Source organism: Paraburkholderia sp. GAS199 (genome assembly GCF_050436585.1).
Lineage (GTDB): Bacteria > Pseudomonadota > Gammaproteobacteria > Burkholderiales > Burkholderiaceae > Paraburkholderia.
This window is the reverse complement of the sequence record NZ_JBNDMM010000002.1, coordinates 1,051,243-1,069,552: the sequence shown is the minus strand read 5'-3', so window position 1 is coordinate 1,069,552 and position 18,310 is coordinate 1,051,243. Positions and strand designations below refer to the sequence as shown.

Sequence of the window (18,310 nt, the reverse complement as noted above, 5' to 3'; positions counted from 1 at the left end):
CGTCGAACGCTTCGAAGTTAAAGTAAAACTTGAATTTCGCCGCTAAGTTTTGGATTCGGCTGAACAATTGCGATCGGTCCAAGTGCCTGTGGATAACTTTGTTGAGAACTTCGTTCGGATTGCCCGCAAACCGCGACGCAGCGGCCTTCTGTGGGGTACCGCACATTGGTCCGCAATCCCGTGAAACCCTTGCCAGACAAGGCTTAGATCAAATGCGCCGCCGGTGTGCAAGGGTCAATGTACGACGAAAGCTTCTACCGCGCCGCAGCGTGAAGAATGTGCATAAGTCAAGTCTTGACATTCTCGGGACCGCCATCTGACGGCCCGTTCACTGCAAATTTCCCCTTAGGCCGAGAGCCCACTTCGCCGCAGCGCAGCAAAATGGGTAACGATTACGGCCTCAGGCTGGTGCATGCGCGCCGCTGCGAATGGCGCGGCTATGGCGATGCACTTCGTCGACGAGTTCCGCCACGTTTTCCGGTGGCGTGAACTGCGAAATACCGTGGCCGAGGTTGAAAACGTGGCCGGGATGATTGCCGAAACTGTCGAGCACGGCACGCGCTTCCATGCGAATCGAGGCCGGCGGGGCAAACAGCACCGAAGGATCGATATTGCCTTGGAGCGCGACTTTGCCGCCCACGCGCTCGCGCGCTTTCGCAAGATTCACCGTCCAGTCGAGGCCGACAGCGTCGACGCCGATCTCGGCGATTTCGTCCAGCCAGAGACCGCCGCCTTTGGTGAACGTGATGACCGGCACTTTTTCGCCGTCGTGCTCGCGCTTCAACTGACTCACGACCTGCTGAATGTAGTGCAACGAGAAGCGTTGGTAGACGCCGTCCGCCAGCGCTCCGCCCCACGTGTCGAAAATCATCACGGCCTGCGCGCCCGCTTCGATCTGGGCATTCAGATACGCCGCGACCGACTTCGCATTGACATCCAGAATACGGTGCATCAGGTCGGGGCGCGCGTACAGCATGGACTTGACCGTGCGGAAATCGGACGACCCCGCGCCCTCCACCATGTAGCAGGCGAGCGTCCACGGGCTGCCGGAGAAGCCGATTAGCGGGACACGCTGGCGGCCTTGCGCGTCGGTCAGCGCGGTGCGGATCTCGCGCACCGCATCGGTTACGTAGCGCAGCGTTGCGTCGATATCGGGCACGGCGAGGCGCGCCACGTCTTCCTCGGTGCGCACCGGTCGGGCGAATTTCGGCCCTTCGCCGGCGACGAACTCGAGGCCGAGGCCCATGGCGTCGGGTACGGTGAGAATGTCGGAAAACAGGATCGCGGCGTCGAGCGGATAGCGTTCGAGCGGCTGCAGCGTGACCTCGGTCGCGTACGCGGGATTCTTCGCGAGCCCCAGAAAACTGCCCGCGCGACTACGCGTGGCGTTGTATTCCGGCAGGTAGCGGCCCGCCTGTCGCATCAGCCAGATCGGCGTGTAATCGGTCGGCTGGCGCAGCAACGCGCGCAGGAATGTGTCGTTCAGGAGTTTATGGGCCACGTTGCGTACGACTGAAGGCAAAAGGGCATTTTACCGGACGCCGCTCGCCGCATCGCGCTTGATGCGGGCAATAACTGCGGCGCGACGTGGTTCCGCGCCATGACGCGCGGCGTTCTCTCTTTACCTGGTGAAGAACCGGTTATTCAAGCGAGGGCGCGCGGGCTATTCTGCGGTTGCGTGGACCAGCAACTACATACAACAAAGGAGACTCGATGAAAAAGACATCCGCCACATTGCTCGGCATGCTTGCCGGCGTACTGATGCACGCAGGTGCGGCCCAGGCGCAGAGCGCGTCACCCGCGCCCGCCTCCCGACTCGACGAAATCATGGCGCGCGGCACCTTGCGCGCCTGCACGACTGGCGACTACAAACCGTACTCGTACTACAAGGCGGACGGCACTTTCGAAGGAATCGACATCGACATGACCGAATCGCTCGCGAAGTCGCTGGGCGTGAAGACGGAGTTCGTGAAGACGTCGTGGTCGAATCTGATGAAGGATTTCACCGAAAAATGCGACGTGGCCGTGGGCGGCGTCTCGCCGACGCTCGAGCGCCAGAAGCACGCGTTCTTCACGCAGGCCTATATGGTGGACGGCAAGACGCCGATCGTCCGATGTGGCGACGTGCAGAAGTACCAGACCGTCGCGCAGATCGACCGGCCCGAGACGCGCGTGATCGTAAATCCGGGCGGCACCAACGAGCGTTTTGCGAAGCAGTATTTTCAGCACGCGAACCTCACCGTTTATCCGGACAACGTGACGATCTTCAAGCAGATCCTGGAGGGCAAAGCCGATGTCATGGTGACGGACGCTTCCGAAACGCTACTTCAGCAGAAGCTGAATCCGGGACTTTGCTCGGTGCATCCGGACAAGCCGTTTCAGTACGGTGAGAAAGCGTGGCTGGTGCCGCGCGGTGACGTGGTCTTCCAGCAATACGTGGATCAATGGCTGCACATGGCTCGCGCAACAGGCGAGTATCAGGCGATTCAGGACAAGTGGCTGAAATAGCGGCGCGCCGACTTCGAGCCGTCAAAGCCGGAAACTATATTGGTGTAACTGGCGGCTCGACGTTCAAAATGACCGCATGAACACCGGGGCAGGCGTCGCCGCATCGGCCTGCCCCTTTTTGTGAGGTGCCGAGAAAAGGAAAATGCTGCGGCGCGGCGCTGAAAGGGGCTAAAAATATATGCAGTTCTTGCGTATGAAAAATGCCTTGTTACACAGTCTATTCTTCCCACAAAAGATGCGCGTGCAACGAATTTATGCGCAATCGACCGAAAAATTACGCTGCAATATGCGTCTCGAATAGCATCAATCAGGCGTATGAAATTGCCACTCAGTCATCGGTAAAAATTACGTTTAAAACGCATTTCTTTGGCAATTAGTCCCGCAGCGCCTTATCTGGCGGGCGTTACAACCTGAAACACTTTGTTACCGCGCACATAGGTTAATTCGCCCACAATGCCCTCAACGGTTTCAACACGGATGTGGCTGGGTGCGTGGTGTGAGCGGATACGATGCACTTGCCGGTCGGCGTACGCCGAAGCCCTGTGAAGGGGCATCCCTGCTGGGGCCGTAGTCGACGCAGGGTCGTCGTCTCAGTCGGTTCCTACTTTGGTCTCCTCGCGCTAACCCCGTAGCGTGTGGTTTTTAGCGGGCTCCAGGCCCGCTTTTTTTTCGTCTGGTCAAACGTTTGCGTGTTCGGCCCGAGTTGTCTTCTCGGGATCTACGCGGCACATTCGGCAAACGGTTTTCCGCCTGTTATGGTCAGCCGGCGCTCTGCGGATTCCGCACAGCGCCGGTTTGCTTTGGTCCTGGCTTTGCCCCGTGCAAGTCCATCAGGCTGTCTTGTCTTCCCGCACATTCAACTCGCCGATCATCCGTTCGCGCATGATGAATTTCTGCACTTTGCCGGTCACGGTCATGGGTAATTCGTCGACGAAGCGGATGTACTTCGGCACTTTGTAGTGCGCAATCTGGCCGTTGCAGAACTGCTGGATCTCTTCGGCCGAAGCGTGCTCACCGGCGCGCAGCACGATCCACGCGCAGACCTCTTCACCGTATTTCGCGTCCGGCACGCCGAACACCTGCACGCTCTGAATCTTCGGGTGGCGAAACAGGAACTCCTCGATCTCGCGCGGATAAATATTTTCGCCGCCGCGGATCAGCATGTCCTTTAGACGGCCGACGATGTTGCAGTAGCCTTGCGCGTCGAGCGTCGCCAGGTCGCCTGTATGCATCCAGCCGTCGACGACACTTTCGCGCGTCTTCGCCTCGTCGCCCCAATAGCCTTGCATCACCGAATAGCCGCGTGTGCACAACTCGCCCGTCTCGCCAACCGGCACGATCTCGCCGAGTGGATCGACGATCTTCACTTCGAGATGCGGCTGGATGCGGCCGACGGTCGTGGTTCGCTTGTCGAGCGGATCGGTGGTCGAGCTCTGGAACGACACGGGGCTGGTTTCCGTCATGCCGTACGCGATCGTAATTTCGCTCAGGTGCATCCTGGACACGACCTTTTTCATCGTTTCGATCGGACACGGCGAGCCGGCCATGATCCCCGTGCGCAAGCGCGAGAGATCGAACTTGCCAAAATCCGGATGATCGAGTTCCGCGATGAACATGGTCGGCACGCCATGAAGCGCCGTACATTGCTCCTCGGCGACCGCCGCCAGCGTTGCGACCGGGTCGAACGCCTCGCCCGGGAAAACCATATTTGCACCGACCGACACGCACGCCAACACGGCGAGCACCATTCCGAAGCAGTGGTAAAGCGGGACCGGGATACACAACGCGTCCTGCTCCGAGAGACGCATTGCCATCGCGATATAACGCGCATTGTTGACGACGTTGCTGTGCGTCAGCGTGGCGCCTTTCGGATTGCCGGTGGTGCCGCTGGTGAACTGAATGTTGATCGGCTCGTGGCAGGTCAGGCCCGAGCCAATCGCATCGAGCCGGGCGACGTCGAGCGTCGCGCGCCCCTGTTCGATCACGTCGGAAAAACTCAGCATGCCGGGCGTTTGCGTGTCGCACATGCGGATCACGTAGCGCAACTCGGGCAACCGGGCGGCACGCAACTCGCCGGGCGCCTGCGTGGCGAGCTCTGGCGCGAGCTCCTGAAGCATTTCGAGATACATCGAGGTCTTGAAACGCTCGGCCGCGATTATCGCCTTGCAACCCACCTTGTTCAGCGCGTATTCGAGTTCCGCCAACCGATATGCCGGATTGATGTTGACCAGCACCGCGCCGATCCGCGCGGTCGCGAATTGAGTCAGCAGCCATTCAACCCGATTCGGCGACCAGATACCCACGCGGTCGCCCTTCTCGATTCCAAGCGCCAGCAGGCCGGCCGCCAGTACGTCGACTTCGTCTGCGAATTCCTGCCACGTCCAGCGGATACGCTGTTCGCGGAACACCACGGCCGGACGGTCGGGAAAGCGTCGCGCGGTATCGCGTAAAAACTCGCCGACGGTCGCTTCGCTCAACGGAATGTCGGTCGCGCCGCGGACGTAGGACAAGCCGTCCTTAGGTTCGATGAGTGCGCCTTCGCCTGACATTTGCGTTGCCATGGTGCTGTCTCCGTGAGCGGTTGATCGCCCTATTGAAATGGTTTTGGAACCGATTGTGCCACCGGCACATATCGCGTTGGCATCAAGTCTTACCCGCAGCGCATCGCTGATTCGCTGCCGCGTCAATCCCGATGACCCCTCGCGGTACTGCCGACAAGGGAATTTCTCTTACCTTTCCGTAAACGTCAAGTCGAGGTCGAAAAAAAAGCAGCCACAAGGGCTGCTTTCTCTCTGAAACGTGATGCTTAGTTCTGACCGCGCAGCTTACGCAGACGCTGGATCGCAGCGAGCTGAGCCGTCGCGTAGGCCAATTCCGCTTGAGCGGTGGCGTACTCGAGGTTCGAACCCGTGTTCTGCAGCGCTTCTTCCGCACGCTTGCGTGCATCTTCAGCTTTGGCTTCGTCGAGGTCCTTGCCGCGAATCGCGGTGTCGGCCAGAACCGTCACTGCGCCCGGCTGGATTTCGAGAATGCCACCGGCGACGAACACAAACTCTTCTTCACCGTTTTCAGCTTCGATGCGCACCGCACCCGGACGAATCCGCGTGATGAGCGGCGTGTGGCCCGGCAGAATGCCGAGTTCACCCGCCTCGCCCGGCAGCGCGACGAACTTCGCCTGGCCCGAGAAGATCTGCTCTTCCGCGCTGACGACGTCTACTTTAATGGTTGCCATATCGACTCCTGTCGACGAGGGTTAGTGCACAGCGCTCAGGCGGACGAGGTTCGGTGCTTTGCAGCCCATCTTCCCGTTGCATCACGCAGCACGCTCTCGTCTCATGCAAGGCTGGGTTGAGCGTAGTAAGAAGCGCCGGCTTTGCGTATCGATGCGCGAAGCATTTCATACGCGCGAGGCCGGCGCCCGCTTCGTTACACCCGACCTTTACTGGATCTTCTTGGCCTTTTCGAAGGCTTCGTCGATCGTGCCGACCATGTAGAACGCTTGCTCCGGCAGGTGGTCGCACTCGCCGTCAACGATCATCTTGAAGCCACGGATCGTTTCCTTCAGCGGCACGTACTTGCCCGGCGAGCCCGTGAACACTTCAGCGACGTGGAACGGCTGCGACAGGAAACGCTGGATCTTACGAGCGCGCGCCACGGCGAGCTTGTCTTCCGGCGCGAGTTCGTCCATGCCCAGAATCGCGATAATGTCGCGCAGTTCCTTGTAGCGTTGCAGCGTTTGCTGAACACCACGCGTGATCGAGTAGTGCTCTTCGCCAATCACGTTCGGGTCGATCTGACGCGAGGTCGAATCGAGCGGGTCGACTGCCGGGTAGATACCCAGCGAAGCGATGTCACGCGACAACACGACGGTTGCGTCAAGGTGGCCGAAGGTCGTAGCCGGCGACGGGTCGGTCAAGTCGTCCGCAGGGACGTACACGGCCTGAACCGACGTGATCGAGCCAGTCTTGGTCGACGTAATACGCTCTTGCAGCTTACCCATTTCTTCAGCCAGCGTCGGCTGATAGCCCACTGCCGACGGCATACGGCCGAGCAGTGCCGACACTTCCGTGCCTGCCAGCGTGAAACGGTAGATGTTGTCGACGAAGAACAGCACGTCGAGGCCTTCGTCACGGAAGTGCTCAGCCATCGTCAGGCCGGTCAGCGCAACGCGCAGACGGTTGCCCGGCGGCTCGTTCATCTGGCCGTACACCAGCGCGACCTTGTCGAGAACGTTCGAGTCCTTCATTTCGTGATAGAAGTCGTTCCCTTCGCGGGTACGCTCGCCAACACCTGCGAACACGGAGTAACCACCGTGTTCCTTAGCGATGTTGTTGATCAGTTCCATCATGTTCACGGTCTTGCCCACGCCGGCGCCACCGAACAGACCGACCTTACCGCCCTTTGCGAACGGGCAGATCAGGTCGATAACCTTGATGCCGGTTTCCAGCAGTTCCGTCGACGGCGACAGTTCGTCGAACGCCGGAGCCTTCTGGTGAATACCGCGAACCACGTCCGAGTTGATCGGACCGGCTTCGTCGATCGGACGACCCAGCACGTCCATGATGCGGCCCAGAGTCGGCTTGCCGACCGGAACGCTGATCGGCTTGCCCGTGTTCTTCACGACCGTACCGCGGCGCAGGCCGTCGGATGCACCCAGACAGATGGTGCGGACCACGCCGTCACCCAGCTGTTGCTGGACTTCGAGCGTCAGTTCCGAACCTTCGAGAATGAGCGCGTCGTAAATCTTCGGCATGGATTCACGCGGAAATTCCACGTCGATCACCGCGCCGATGCACTGTACGATCTTGCCTTCTACCAAAGCAGTAGTACTCATCGCTTTTCCTTTAGATACTCAATTCTTCACTCGCGCAAAGGCGCAGTTTCAGTGGGGTCGCCTGGACGTGCGCGCCTCGGGCGCACACGTTGCAGCATGACTGACCGTGACGGTCAGACTGCCGCCGCGCCACCGACGATTTCCGACAGTTCTTTCGTGATCGCGGCCTGACGGCTCTTGTTGTACACGAGCTGCAGTTCGTTGATGACCGTCTTCGCGTTGTCCGAAGCGGCCTTCATCGCGACCATTCGTGCCGACTGCTCCGATGCCATGTTTTCCGCGACGGCCTGATAGACCAGCGCTTCGACATAACGCACCAGCAGTTCGTCCACCACCGCTTGCGCATCCGGCTCGTAGATGTAGTCCCACTGCGTGCTCGGCGTCGTGCCGTCTTCTTCCTTGCGCTCGAACTGGTCTGCCGACAGCGGCAACAGTTGCTCGATCACCGGCTCCTGCTTCATCGTGTTGACGAAGCGCGTGTACGCCAGGTACACCGCCGAAACCTTGCCTTCCGAGTACAGGTCGAGCTGCACCTTCACCGCGCCAATCAGCTTTTCCAGATGCGGCGTGTCGCCCAGATGCACGACATTCGACACCACCTTGGCGCGCAGACGATTCAGGAAACCCAGACCCTTGGTGCCGATCGCCGTTGCTTCGATCGTCTTGCCCTGGCCTTCCAGTTCCTTGAACTTCTGCAGCGACGCACGCAGCACGTTGGTATTCATCCCGCCGCACAGACCCTTATCAGTCGTGACGAGGATGATGCCGGCCGTCTTCGCGCCTTCGTTCGACACCATGAACGGGTGACGATACTCCGGGTTCGCACGGCTCATGTGCGCAGCGATATCGCGGACCTTGTCGGCGTATGGGCGAGCAGCGCGCATGCGCTCCTGAGCGCGGCGCATCTTCGATGCGGCCACCATCTCCATCGCTTTCGTGATCTTGCGCGTGTTTTGCACGCTCTTGATCTTGCCGCGAATTTCCTTCATTCCAGCCATTGCTTGCTCCTTGTCGGCCCGAGTTAGCGCTTGAGCGCTTACTTGGGTCCCATGCAAAGCGATTGAAGCAGCGCGGGTTCAGTTGACTGCGGCCCGCGCCGCTTCAAGGTCCGTTTATGCCTTGCGGATCACTCGCGGATCAATAAGCGCCGGACTTCTTGAAGTCTTTGACGGCCGTATGCAGCAGGCCTTCGTCGTCCTTCGAGAGTTCCTTCGTTTCTTCGACGCGCTTGACCAGGTCAGCGTGGCTCGCTTTCAGATATTCGCGCAGGCCCTTTTCGAACGGCAGCACTTGCGAAACTTCCAGATCGTCGAGGTAGCCGTTGTTCGCGGCGAACAACGAGACAGCCAGTTCCCACACTTGCAGCGGCTGATATTGCGGCTGCTTCAGCAGTTCCGTCACGCGGCGGCCGCGCTCCAGTTGCTTGCGGGTAGCTTCGTCGAGGTCCGATGCGAACTGCGCGAACGCAGCCAGTTCACGGTACTGTGCGAGGTCGGTACGGATACCGCCCGACAGCTTCTTCACGACCTTGGTTTGAGCCGCACCACCAACGCGCGACACCGACACGCCGGCGTTAATTGCCGGGCGGATACCTGCGTTGAACAAGTCGGTTTCCAGGAAGATCTGGCCGTCGGTAATCGAAATCACGTTCGTCGGAACGAATGCGGTCACGTCGCCTGCTTGCGTTTCAATGACCGGCAGTGCCGTCAGCGAACCGCTCTTACCCTTGACTTCACCGTTCGTGAACTTCTCGACGTACTCTTCCGAGACGCGAGCAGCACGCTCGAGCAGACGCGAGTGCAGATAGAACACGTCACCCGGATAGGCTTCGCGGCCCGGCGGACGGCGCAGCAGCAGCGAGATCTGACGGTATGCCCATGCTTGCTTGGTCAAGTCGTCATAAACGATCAGCGCGTCCTGGCCGCGATCGCGGAAGTATTCGCCCATCGTGCAGCCGGCGTACGGTGCGAGGTATTGCATCGCTGCCGATTCCGAAGCCGAAGCCGCGACGACGATCGTGTATTCCAGCGCGCCGGTTTCTTCCAGCTTGCGGACCACGTTCATGATCGACGAAGCCTTCTGGCCGATTGCGACGTAGATACAGAAGAGGTTCTTGCCCTTCTGGTTGATGATCGCGTCGACTGCAACTGCCGTCTTGCCGCACTGACGGTCGCCGATGATCAGCTCACGCTGGCCACGGCCAACCGGCACCATCGCGTCGATCGATTTCAGACCGGTTTGAACCGGCTCCGAAACCGACTTACGCCAGATCACGCCCGGAGCGATCTTTTCGATTGCGTCGGTTTTCTTTGCGTTGATCGGGCCTTTGCCGTCGATCGGGTTACCCAGTGCGTCGACCACGCGGCCGAGCAGTTCCGGGCCCACCGGCACTTCCAGAATGCGGCCCGTCGTCTTGACGATGTCGCCTTCCGAAATGTGTTCGTATTCACCCAGAATCACGGCGCCGACCGAGTCGCGCTCGAGGTTCAGTGCAAGGCCGAAGGTGTTGCCCGGAAACTCGAGCATTTCGCCCTGCATCACTTCCGACAGGCCGTGGATACGCACGATACCGTCGGTCACGGAGATCACGGTGCCTTGATTGCGAACGTCTGCGCTCGCGTCAAGACCCTGGATCCGGCTCTTGATCAGCTCGCTGATCTCAGAGGGATTGAGTTGCATTATTCGCTCCTGATAGTCAATTCTGTTGCGTGCCAGCCGCTTCAGCGCATCTAGCGCTTCAGGCCGTCAGAGCCGTCTGCATGCTGGCAAGCCGCGCGCGGACCGAGGTATCGAGCACTTCATCGCCGACCGTCACGCGCACGCCGCCGATCAGCGACGAGTCGACTTCGACCGTCGGCTTCAGCTTGCGCTTGAATTTGCGTTCGAGACTTGCGACGAGGTCGTTCAACTGCGCGCCTTCGAGCGGGAATGCGCTAACGATCAGCACATCTGCCGCCCCTTCGCGGGCGTTCTTCAACTCTTCGAACTGCGCGGCGATTTCCGGCAGCAATTGCAGGCGATGGTTATCGACCAGCATTTGCACCAGATTCTTCGCTTGCGCGTTGTCCTTGAGCGGCGACTTGACCGCGGCCAGCAGCAGTTCGCTGACCTGGGCGCGGCTTACTTTCGGGCTCGAGGCGATCGACAGCACTTCGGGCAGACGCGCAACCTGTGCCAGCTCCTGCACGAGCGTGGACCAGGCGGCGATGTCACCAGCTTCGGCCACGCCAAACAGCGCTTCTGCGTACGGACGGGCGATGGTTGCAAGTTCGGCCATGATCAGAGCTCGGCTTTCAGTTGATTCAGCAGGTCAGCGTGCGCTGCCTGGTCGACTTCGCGCTTCAGGATCTGTTCAGCGCCCTTCACTGCCAGTGCGGCAACTTCACCGCGCAGCGTTTCGCGCGCCTTCACGACTTGCTGTTCCGCGTCGGCCTTCGCTTGCGCGATGATGCGAGCAGCTTCAGCTTGTGCTTGAGCCTTGATTTCGTCAGCGACTGCCACAGCGCGCTTTTCCGCGTCGGCAATGCGTTGCTGACCATCGGTGCGTGCCTGAGCGAGTTCCTGGTCGACGCGCTTGTGAGCGGCTTCGAGTTCAGCCTTACCCTTTTCAGCGGCAGACAAACCGTCAGCAATCTTCTTGGAGCGCTCGTCGAGGGCGTTGATCAGCGGCGGCCACACGAACTTCATCGTGAACCACGCGAGGATCAGGAACACGACCATTTGCGCAAACAGGGTTGCGTTGAGATTCACGGTGTTTCCTTAAACGTTGCTAGTTCGGAAAGTGAAACGGCAAGGCGCTCATCGATTCTGTATTCGATCAGCGCCTAAGTGCCCGTTCCGCCCTGCGCCTTCACCAGTTATAGCTCAGGCGCAAACTTCCGAGGAACCTCAGCCTGCCAGCTTCGACAGCAGCGGGTTCGCGAACGCAAACAGCATTGCCACACCAACGCCAATCAGGAACGCCGCATCGATCAGACCAGCCAGCAGGAACATCTTGGTTTGCAGCGGGTTCATCAGTTCCGGTTGACGAGCACATGCTTCGATGTACTTGCCGCCCATCAGGCCGATACCGATACAGGCGCCGATTGCACCCAGGCCGATGATGATGCCGATACCGATGGCGGTCAGACCCTGGATGTTGGCGATGAAAGCTTGCATGATCACTCCTTTGTGAAAAGTCTTTTAGAACTGGTTGGAACTGGGATTTAAAAACTAAAGCGATTCTTTTGACGGCGCAGGTTAGTGCGTGTCGTGTGCCTGGCCGATGTACACCAGCGTCAGCATCATGAAAATGAACGCCTGCAGCAGAACGATCAGGATGTGGAAGATTGCCCACACGCTGCCGGCGATCACGTGGCCGATGAAGCCAAGCACCGTCGTGTCCGCGCCGAAGCTCCAGATGCTGCCGAGCAGGGCAATCAGCAGGAACAACAGTTCGCCCGCGTACATGTTGCCGAACAGCCGCATGCCGAGGGAGACCGTCTTCGCGACGAACTCGATGATGTTCAGTGCAAGGTTCGGGATCCACAGCAGCGGATGCGAGCCGAACGGAGCGGACAGCAGTTCATGCACGAAGCCGCCAGCGCCCTTGATCTTGAAGTTGTAGTAAATCATCAGCGCGAAAACACCGAGGGCGATACCGAGCGTGCCGTTGAGGTCGGCAGTCGGAACGATACGGTGATGCGGGATGACTTCAGACAGACCGAGCCAGCCAATCACGTGGCCGGGGAGGTCGACAGGGATAAAGTCGAGCGAGTTCATCAGCGCGACCCAGACGAACACGGTCAGGGCCAGCGGTGCGATGAAAGTGCGCGAGCCGTGGATCATCGACTTCGATTGATCCTCGACCATCTCGACCAGCATCTCGATGGCGCATTGGAAACGGCCGGGAACGCCGGACGTCGCCTTGCGGGCAGCGAGATGCAAAATGAAGATCGTGGCCAGACCGCAAACGATCGACCAGAAGAGGGTGTCCAGATTCCACACGTGAATGTCGAAAATCGACGTCTGGTGCGCGGTGGAAAAGTTCTGCAAGTGGTGCGCGATGTACTCGGACGGATCCATTGCGCGCGTGCCTTCGCTAGCTGCCATATCGTTAAAGCCACCCAAATTGTCGAAAATCGTCTTAGGCCGTACCCGCGGCAATACTGTATTGCGGGAACACGCCGGGTGCGGACCGTGTCATATCCGCACACCTTGTGCCGGCGCTACGCGCCGACCTGAATTTGTTGCTGCTACCTTGATACTGCCTCAGCGCCAGGCTAAAGCGATCCAGTACGTCTTAAGCGCGATGAGGTATGTCACGAGCAGCGGCACCCAGCGTACGTCGTGATACCAGAAGGCGATGGCTACAAACATCGCGATCGTTGTCCCCATCTTGAGCGCTTCGCCGATCATCCAGCTCATGACTGTTTCGGCGCCGCTCAGCGTTCTAAGTCGTGCCGCGAACAGCGCGCCCGGCACCCAGCAAATCGCTCCCCCCAGGAACGCGGACAGCGCAGCAGCGCCCGGCGGCTTATAAAACAGCCACCACACCAGCGTAGCACCCAGGGACAAAACCATTTGCGCAGCTACGACCTTGAACGGCGTAACGCGCGATGGACGACTCACATTCGGACCAAACAGCTTTTCAGCCTCGGCCCGCGTGAGCGGAACGATATTGTTATCTTGTTGCTCGACATCCCACGCATCGTCATGCGTAGCGTGCTGACCGGTCGACACGTCGGAACCGGTGCGTTCAGCGCGGTGTTCGTCGTGCCCATTCTTCGGCGCTTGATTCGACGTTTTAACCGCCATCGCAGTGTTCCGAAAGTCTTGTTTCAGCCCGCGAGCTTACGCTGCGCTTACGGGGTTGCCGTGCAATTAAATCCGGGCGATTGTAAGCGATAGTTGCAGGCAATTCAAGACTTTAGGCCGTTCAATAACCCGCGTGAAAACGCTCATCACGATGCGGGAAACGCTCATTCGACGGTGACTGGACGTCAAATGTAAGGCAGTCGGGCACTCGTGAATCGCGCATTTTGTCGCACATCGAATCGCACTTCCAGAGCGCTCTCTCCGACGCTGATGCGGACGTCTCAAAAATGCAACAGACACAATTTTCGACGTGCTTTGATGGACAGGCGCAACGCGCCCAGGTTAGGGAATTAACAATCGTCGACGCGAAGCGTCGTTGATCTACACAGACCGTGTGTAACGCGCCGCACTTTGACTACGGCCAACGCTACGGCGCCCTTCTATCTCGATGCTGCTCGATTAAGACTCGTCGAACCGATGACGCCATTACATGCGCAAAAAAGTCCGCCCGCAACACTCCGGATTCCTAATCAAATTAGGCAAGCTCTTTCCTGGATAAGTGTCAAGCCGGGTGCGCGGACTTCGCCACGCACCCGCAATCAATCACGCCGTCGCGTTACCACGCAGACGAACGAGGATGCCTTCCAACGCGTCGAGGTCGCCAAAGTCCACTAAGACCTGACCGCGGCCACGTCGGCCGAGTTTGATTTTCACGGTTGCAGCCAGCAGGTCGGACAACTCTTCTTCGAGCCGTCGTGTATCACGGCCGCCGTCCTGGTTGGCGCGCGCTTTTACTGCCGGTGCGGCCTTCGTGGTTGCCGTCACCAGCTTTTCGGTTTCGCGCACCGACATGCGCTTATTGATGACCTGATTGGCCAACGTGATTTGTGTTGCGCCGTCCACGGCCAACAATGCGCGCGCATGGCCCATATCGAGGTCGCCGGCAAGCAACATGGTCTGGACCGGCGAAGCGAGATTCAACAGGCGCAACAGATTCGACACCGCACTACGCGAGCGTCCGACCGATTCCGCAGCCTGCTCATGCGTGAAATTAAACTCGTCGAGTAAGCGTTGAATGCCCTGCGCTTCTTCAAGAGGATTCAGATCTTCGCGCTGAATATTCTCAATCAGCGCCATAGCGGCGGCGGCCTGATCCGGTACGTCCTTTACCAGCACCGGCACCTCTTCGAGTCCGGCAAGGCGCGCCGCGCGGAATCGCCGTTCGCCGGCAATGATTTCGTACTTATCCGCGGAAACCGGACGCACGAGAATGGGTTGCATCAGACCTTGCGCACGGATGCTGGCAGCGAGTTCCTGCAACGCGCCCTCATCCATGCGCGTGCGCGGCTGGTACTTGCCCGCTTGCAACTTGCCGAGCGGCAACACGTTCGGCGCGCCGACGATCGGCACCGCCTCGGTGATGTCCGGACTGCCGCCAAGCAGCGCTTCCAGGCCGCGACCCAATCCCTTCTTTCTTGCTACTGCATTCATCGTGCTTCCTCGATCCGCTTAGGACGCCAGGGGCGCGTCGTTCAATGCGCGCACCCGCTCAATCATTTCCGCGCCAAACTGCACGTAGGCCTGTGCACCGCGTGACGCTCTGTCGAACACCACGCCGGGCAAGCCATAGCTCGGCGCCTCCGCAAGGCGTACGTTGCGCGGGATGACCGCGTCGAACACCTTGTCGCCGAAATGCTCTTTCAATTGATCCGAAACTTGCTGTTGCAAGGTGATGCGCGGATCGAACATCACGCGCAGTAGGCCGATCACCTTCAGGTCGCGGTTCAGATTCGCGTGAACCTGTTTGATCGTGTTGACGAGGTCCGACAAGCCCTCCAGTGCGAAGTACTCGCACTGCATGGGGATCACAACGCCGTGTGCGGCACACAAGCCATTCAACGTCAGCAACGACAATGCGGGTGGGCAGTCGATCAGCACAAAGTCATATTCGCCTTCGACGCTCTGCAAGGCGGCTCTCAACTGTCGTTCGCGATTTTGCACGCTGACCAGTTCGACCTCGGCGCCGGCCAGTTCACGGTTGGCGGGCAACACGTCGTACCCGACCGCCTCCGGGCGAATACGAGCATCGGCTACCGTGACGCCGTCCACGAGAACTTCGTAGACTGTGTTCGCGCAGGCGGCTTTGTCGATGCCGCTGCCCATCGTGGCGTTACCCTGCGGGTCCAGATCGATGAGAAGGACTCGCTGTCCCTGCGCTGCCAAGCTCGCGGCCAGATTGACTGTCGTCGTCGTCTTGCCGACGCCGCCTTTCTGGTTCGCAACGCAGAAGATTTTTGCCATCGTCGGTGTGTCCCTTTTGCTGCCTGAATGAAATTAAAAGTGTCGCGCTGGTGCGGTGGCTCTGATGTGCTGTCTCAGCTTGCGTCGACCTGAACCTTCACCAGATGCCGCTCGGCATCCAGAAACGGCACGGTGAGTCGAATGGTCTGTTCCACGTGGGAGCCTGCCGGCAGCCGATCGATTTCCGCATCTGGGCGCACGCCCTTCATCGCCCAGATCGCACCCTGCCCCGCGACAAGATGACGGGCCAGTGTAACGAAATCCGTGAGTTCTGCGAATGCGCGCGACACGATTACGTCGAACTTTGCAGGCACTTCGACGCCTGGTTGCAGCGTCTCCACCCGACCGGTGACTACCGACAGATTCGTCAGACCAAGCTCGGCCTTGGCTTGCGACTGGAAGGCCGTTTTCTTGTGCACGATATCGTTCACCGTCACCGTCCAGTCAGGCAGGACGATCGCCAGCACGATGCCCGGCAGGCCGCCACCCGATCCAACGTCGAGCGCCGACGACGGTCCCAGTGGCGCGAGATGCGGCACGATCGACAGCGAGTCGAGGATATGCTGGATCAGCATTTGACGCGGATCGCGGATCGCCGTCAGGTTATATACGGCGTTCCATTTCGCCAGCAGAGCGACGTAGTCCAGCAGCTTGCCGAGTTGCGCATCGGTTAAATCGAGCCCCAGTTCGCGAACGCCGTCCTCGAGAATCGGCGCCAACACTTCCCGGCTACTGCCCTTCTGACCACTCGTCATTGCGTCACCGGCGTGTTGTCGCTGCCCGGTTCGGCGGACTTCGGCGCACGGCGTCCAAGGCCGCGCTTCAGATGGACCATCAACAGCGAAATCGCAGCAGGCGTGATGCCGGAGATGCGCGACGCCTGACCGATGGTCTCTGGGCGGAACTGCGTCAGCTTTTGACGCGCCTCGAACGACAGTCCCCGCACTTCGGCATAGTCCAATCCTTCCGGCAGTCGTGTGCTTTCGTGCGCTTCATTGCGCTCGATCTCACCAGCCTGACGGTCGATATAGCCTTGATACTTGATGCCGATCTCGATCTGCTCCTTGATCTGCGCGAGCAAAACGTCGTCCTCAGCCAGCGTTTCCGGGGCAGCGCACTCACCTCCGCGCAGACCACAAACGCCGTCATAGGACACGCCGGGACGGCGCAGCAAGTCTGCCAGACTGTACTCGTGGTCGATGGGCTTGCCGAGTAATGCAGTCGCCTCTTCCGCGGGCAACGTCTTAGGATTCACCCACGTCGTCCTCAAGCGCTCTGTTTCACGTGAAACAGCGTCACGCTTTCGGCTGAATGCATCCCAACGTACGTCGTCCACCACACCAAGCTCGCGGCCGATTTCCGTCAGACGCATGTCCGCGTTGTCTTCGCGAAGACTCAAACGATATTCCGCGCGGCTCGTGAACATGCGATACGGCTCTGACACACCGCGCGTGACAAGGTCATCGACGAGCACGCCCAGATACGCCTGATCACGGCGCGGACACCACGCGTCCTTGCCCTGCACGAACAGACCGGCGTTGATGCCCGCCAGCAAGCCTTGCGCGGCAGCTTCTTCGTAGCCCGTCGTCCCGTTGATCTGGCCTGCAAAGAACAAACCGTTGATCACCTTCGTTTCCAGCGATGCCTTCAGTCCGCGCGGATCGAAATAGTCATACTCGATGGCGTAGCCGGGCCGCAGAATGTGCGCGTGCTCCAGGCCACGCATGGAGCGCACCAGTTCGAGCTGGACGTCGAACGGCAAGCTGGTGGAAATACCGTTCGGATAGAACTCGTTGGTCGTCAGCCCTTCCGGCTCCAGGAAAATCTGGTGCGATTCCTTCGACGCAAAGCGATGAATCTTGTCCTCAATGGACGGGCAATAACGCGGGCCCACCCCTTCAATCACGCCCGTATACATCGGCGACCGGTCCAAGCCGCCGCGAATGATGTCGTGCGTCCGCTCGTTTGTGTGCGTTACCCAGCACGGAACCTGCCGCGGATGCTGCTCCACACGGCCCAGGAACGAGAATACCGGCACTGGATCCAGATCGCCCGGCTGCTCTTCCAGCTTCGAAAAATCGATCGTGCGGCCGTCGATGCGCGGCGGCGTACCGGTTTTGAGTCGTCCTTGCGGCAGCTTCAGCTCTTTCAATCGTGCCGACAAAGACACGGACGCCGGATCACCCGCCCGTCCGCCGGTATAGTTGTTCAGGCCCACGTGGATCTTGCCGTCGAGGAAAGTCCCGGCCGTCAGCACGACGGCACGCGAGCGGAAACGGATTCCCACCTGCGTCACCGCGCCGACAACGCGATCGCCCTCCACCATCAGGTCATCGACGGCCTGCTGGAATAGCCACAGATTCGGCTGATTCTCGAGGCGATGCCGGATCGCCTGCTTGTACAGCAGGCGGTCGGCTTGCGCACGCGTCGCGCGGACAGCAGGCCCTTTGGACGAATTGAGAATGCGGAATTGAATTCCGCCCTCGTCCGTCGCCGCCGCCATCGCGCCACCCAAGGCATCCACCTCTTTCACCAGATGGCCTTTACCAATTCCGCCAATCGACGGATTGCAGCTCATCTGCCCGAGGGTCTCAATATTGTGCGTCAGCAGCAGCGTGGTATTGCCCATACGGGCCGACGCCAACGCGGCTTCTGTGCCGGCATGACCGCCGCCGACGACAATTACGTCAAATTCTGTGGGAAAAAGCATCGCGGATCTCACGCCAGATCATCGCGTGAGCCTTTCAGAGGAAAATGTATGGGCGAATTATAACGGGTTCGGTTTAGGCCCGAATTTCGTCCGAATGGCCAACCATGAAAAAAGCGGTGTGTTTCACGTGAAACACACCGCTCAATCCAGCCATCAATCTG

The 18,310-nt window shown here is 59.6% G+C and carries 16 protein-coding genes; 1 reads left to right on the top strand and 15 read right to left on the bottom strand.

All coding sequences use genetic code 11. The features are described from left to right. Positions 1-400: 400 nt before the first annotated feature. Positions 401-1,501, bottom strand: a complete 1,101-nt coding sequence (gene hemE, locus P3T18_RS10850; RefSeq protein WP_429299893.1) for a uroporphyrinogen decarboxylase — start codon at positions 1,499-1,501, stop codon at positions 401-403. Positions 1,502-1,713: 212 nt separating this feature from the next. Here hemE and P3T18_RS10845 point away from each other — a divergent pair, with 212 nt between their 5' ends. Continuing rightward, positions 1,714-2,508 carry a transporter substrate-binding domain-containing protein gene (locus tag P3T18_RS10845; protein WP_429299892.1) on the top strand — a complete coding sequence of 265 codons (795 nt, stop codon included), beginning with the start codon at positions 1,714-1,716 and terminating at the stop codon, positions 2,506-2,508. An 830-nt stretch (positions 2,509-3,338) separates the two neighbouring features. Here P3T18_RS10845 and P3T18_RS10840 read toward each other — a convergent pair. The 14 genes from P3T18_RS10840 to mnmG form a co-directional block, all read right to left on the bottom strand. Beyond that, positions 3,339-5,069, bottom strand: a complete 1,731-nt coding sequence (locus P3T18_RS10840; protein WP_429299891.1) for an AMP-binding protein — start codon at positions 5,067-5,069, stop codon at positions 3,339-3,341. Positions 5,070-5,314: 245 nt separating this feature from the next. Continuing rightward, a complete protein-coding gene (locus tag P3T18_RS10835; protein WP_012434800.1) occupies positions 5,315-5,740 on the bottom strand; it encodes a F0F1 ATP synthase subunit epsilon in 426 nt (141 codons plus the stop codon). A 207-nt stretch (positions 5,741-5,947) separates the two neighbouring features. Then, positions 5,948-7,342 (bottom strand): F0F1 ATP synthase subunit beta, encoded by a 1,395-nt coding sequence (gene atpD, locus P3T18_RS10830; RefSeq protein ID WP_429299890.1) that lies wholly within the window; start codon positions 7,340-7,342, stop codon positions 5,948-5,950. 113 nt (positions 7,343-7,455) lie between these two features. Beyond that, complete coding sequence (gene atpG / locus P3T18_RS10825) at positions 7,456-8,340, bottom strand: F0F1 ATP synthase subunit gamma (protein WP_011490290.1); 885 nt, start codon at positions 8,338-8,340, stop codon at positions 7,456-7,458. A 139-nt stretch (positions 8,341-8,479) separates the two neighbouring features. Then, positions 8,480-10,021 (bottom strand): F0F1 ATP synthase subunit alpha, encoded by a 1,542-nt coding sequence (atpA, locus tag P3T18_RS10820; protein WP_429299889.1) that lies wholly within the window; start codon positions 10,019-10,021, stop codon positions 8,480-8,482. Between the two features lie 58 nt (positions 10,022-10,079). Continuing rightward, entirely contained in the window at positions 10,080-10,619 is a 540-nt protein-coding gene (locus tag P3T18_RS10815; protein ID WP_429299888.1) for a F0F1 ATP synthase subunit delta, read from the bottom strand. Positions 10,620-10,621: 2 nt separating this feature from the next. Next, on the bottom strand, positions 10,622-11,092 hold the full coding sequence (locus tag P3T18_RS10810; RefSeq protein ID WP_429299887.1) for a F0F1 ATP synthase subunit B: 471 nt from the start codon (positions 11,090-11,092) through the stop codon (positions 10,622-10,624). 138 nt (positions 11,093-11,230) lie between these two features. Beyond that, positions 11,231-11,500, bottom strand: coding sequence for a F0F1 ATP synthase subunit C (atpE, locus tag P3T18_RS10805; RefSeq protein ID WP_007180033.1), 270 nt, complete (start codon positions 11,498-11,500; stop codon positions 11,231-11,233). 81 nt (positions 11,501-11,581) lie between these two features. After that, on the bottom strand, positions 11,582-12,433 hold the full coding sequence (gene atpB, locus P3T18_RS10800) for a F0F1 ATP synthase subunit A (protein WP_429299886.1): 852 nt from the start codon (positions 12,431-12,433) through the stop codon (positions 11,582-11,584). 159 nt (positions 12,434-12,592) lie between these two features. Continuing rightward, complete coding sequence (locus P3T18_RS10795; protein ID WP_429299885.1) at positions 12,593-13,138, bottom strand: ATP synthase subunit I; 546 nt, start codon at positions 13,136-13,138, stop codon at positions 12,593-12,595. A 603-nt stretch (positions 13,139-13,741) separates the two neighbouring features. Next, entirely contained in the window at positions 13,742-14,629 is an 888-nt protein-coding gene (locus P3T18_RS10790; protein WP_429299884.1) for a ParB/RepB/Spo0J family partition protein, read from the bottom strand. Positions 14,630-14,647: 18 nt separating this feature from the next. After that, positions 14,648-15,439: a ParA family protein gene (locus P3T18_RS10785; RefSeq protein ID WP_429299883.1), complete on the bottom strand. Its 792-nt coding sequence runs from the start codon at positions 15,437-15,439 to the stop codon at positions 14,648-14,650. Between the two features lie 74 nt (positions 15,440-15,513). Further along, positions 15,514-16,194 (bottom strand): 16S rRNA (guanine(527)-N(7))-methyltransferase RsmG, encoded by a 681-nt coding sequence (gene rsmG / locus P3T18_RS10780; protein WP_429299882.1) that lies wholly within the window; start codon positions 16,192-16,194, stop codon positions 15,514-15,516. Next, positions 16,191-18,149: a tRNA uridine-5-carboxymethylaminomethyl(34) synthesis enzyme MnmG gene (gene mnmG / locus P3T18_RS10775; RefSeq protein ID WP_429299881.1), complete on the bottom strand. Its 1,959-nt coding sequence runs from the start codon at positions 18,147-18,149 to the stop codon at positions 16,191-16,193. The genes rsmG and mnmG overlap by 4 nt, the downstream gene beginning before the upstream one ends. Between the last annotated feature and the right edge of the window lie 161 nt (positions 18,150-18,310).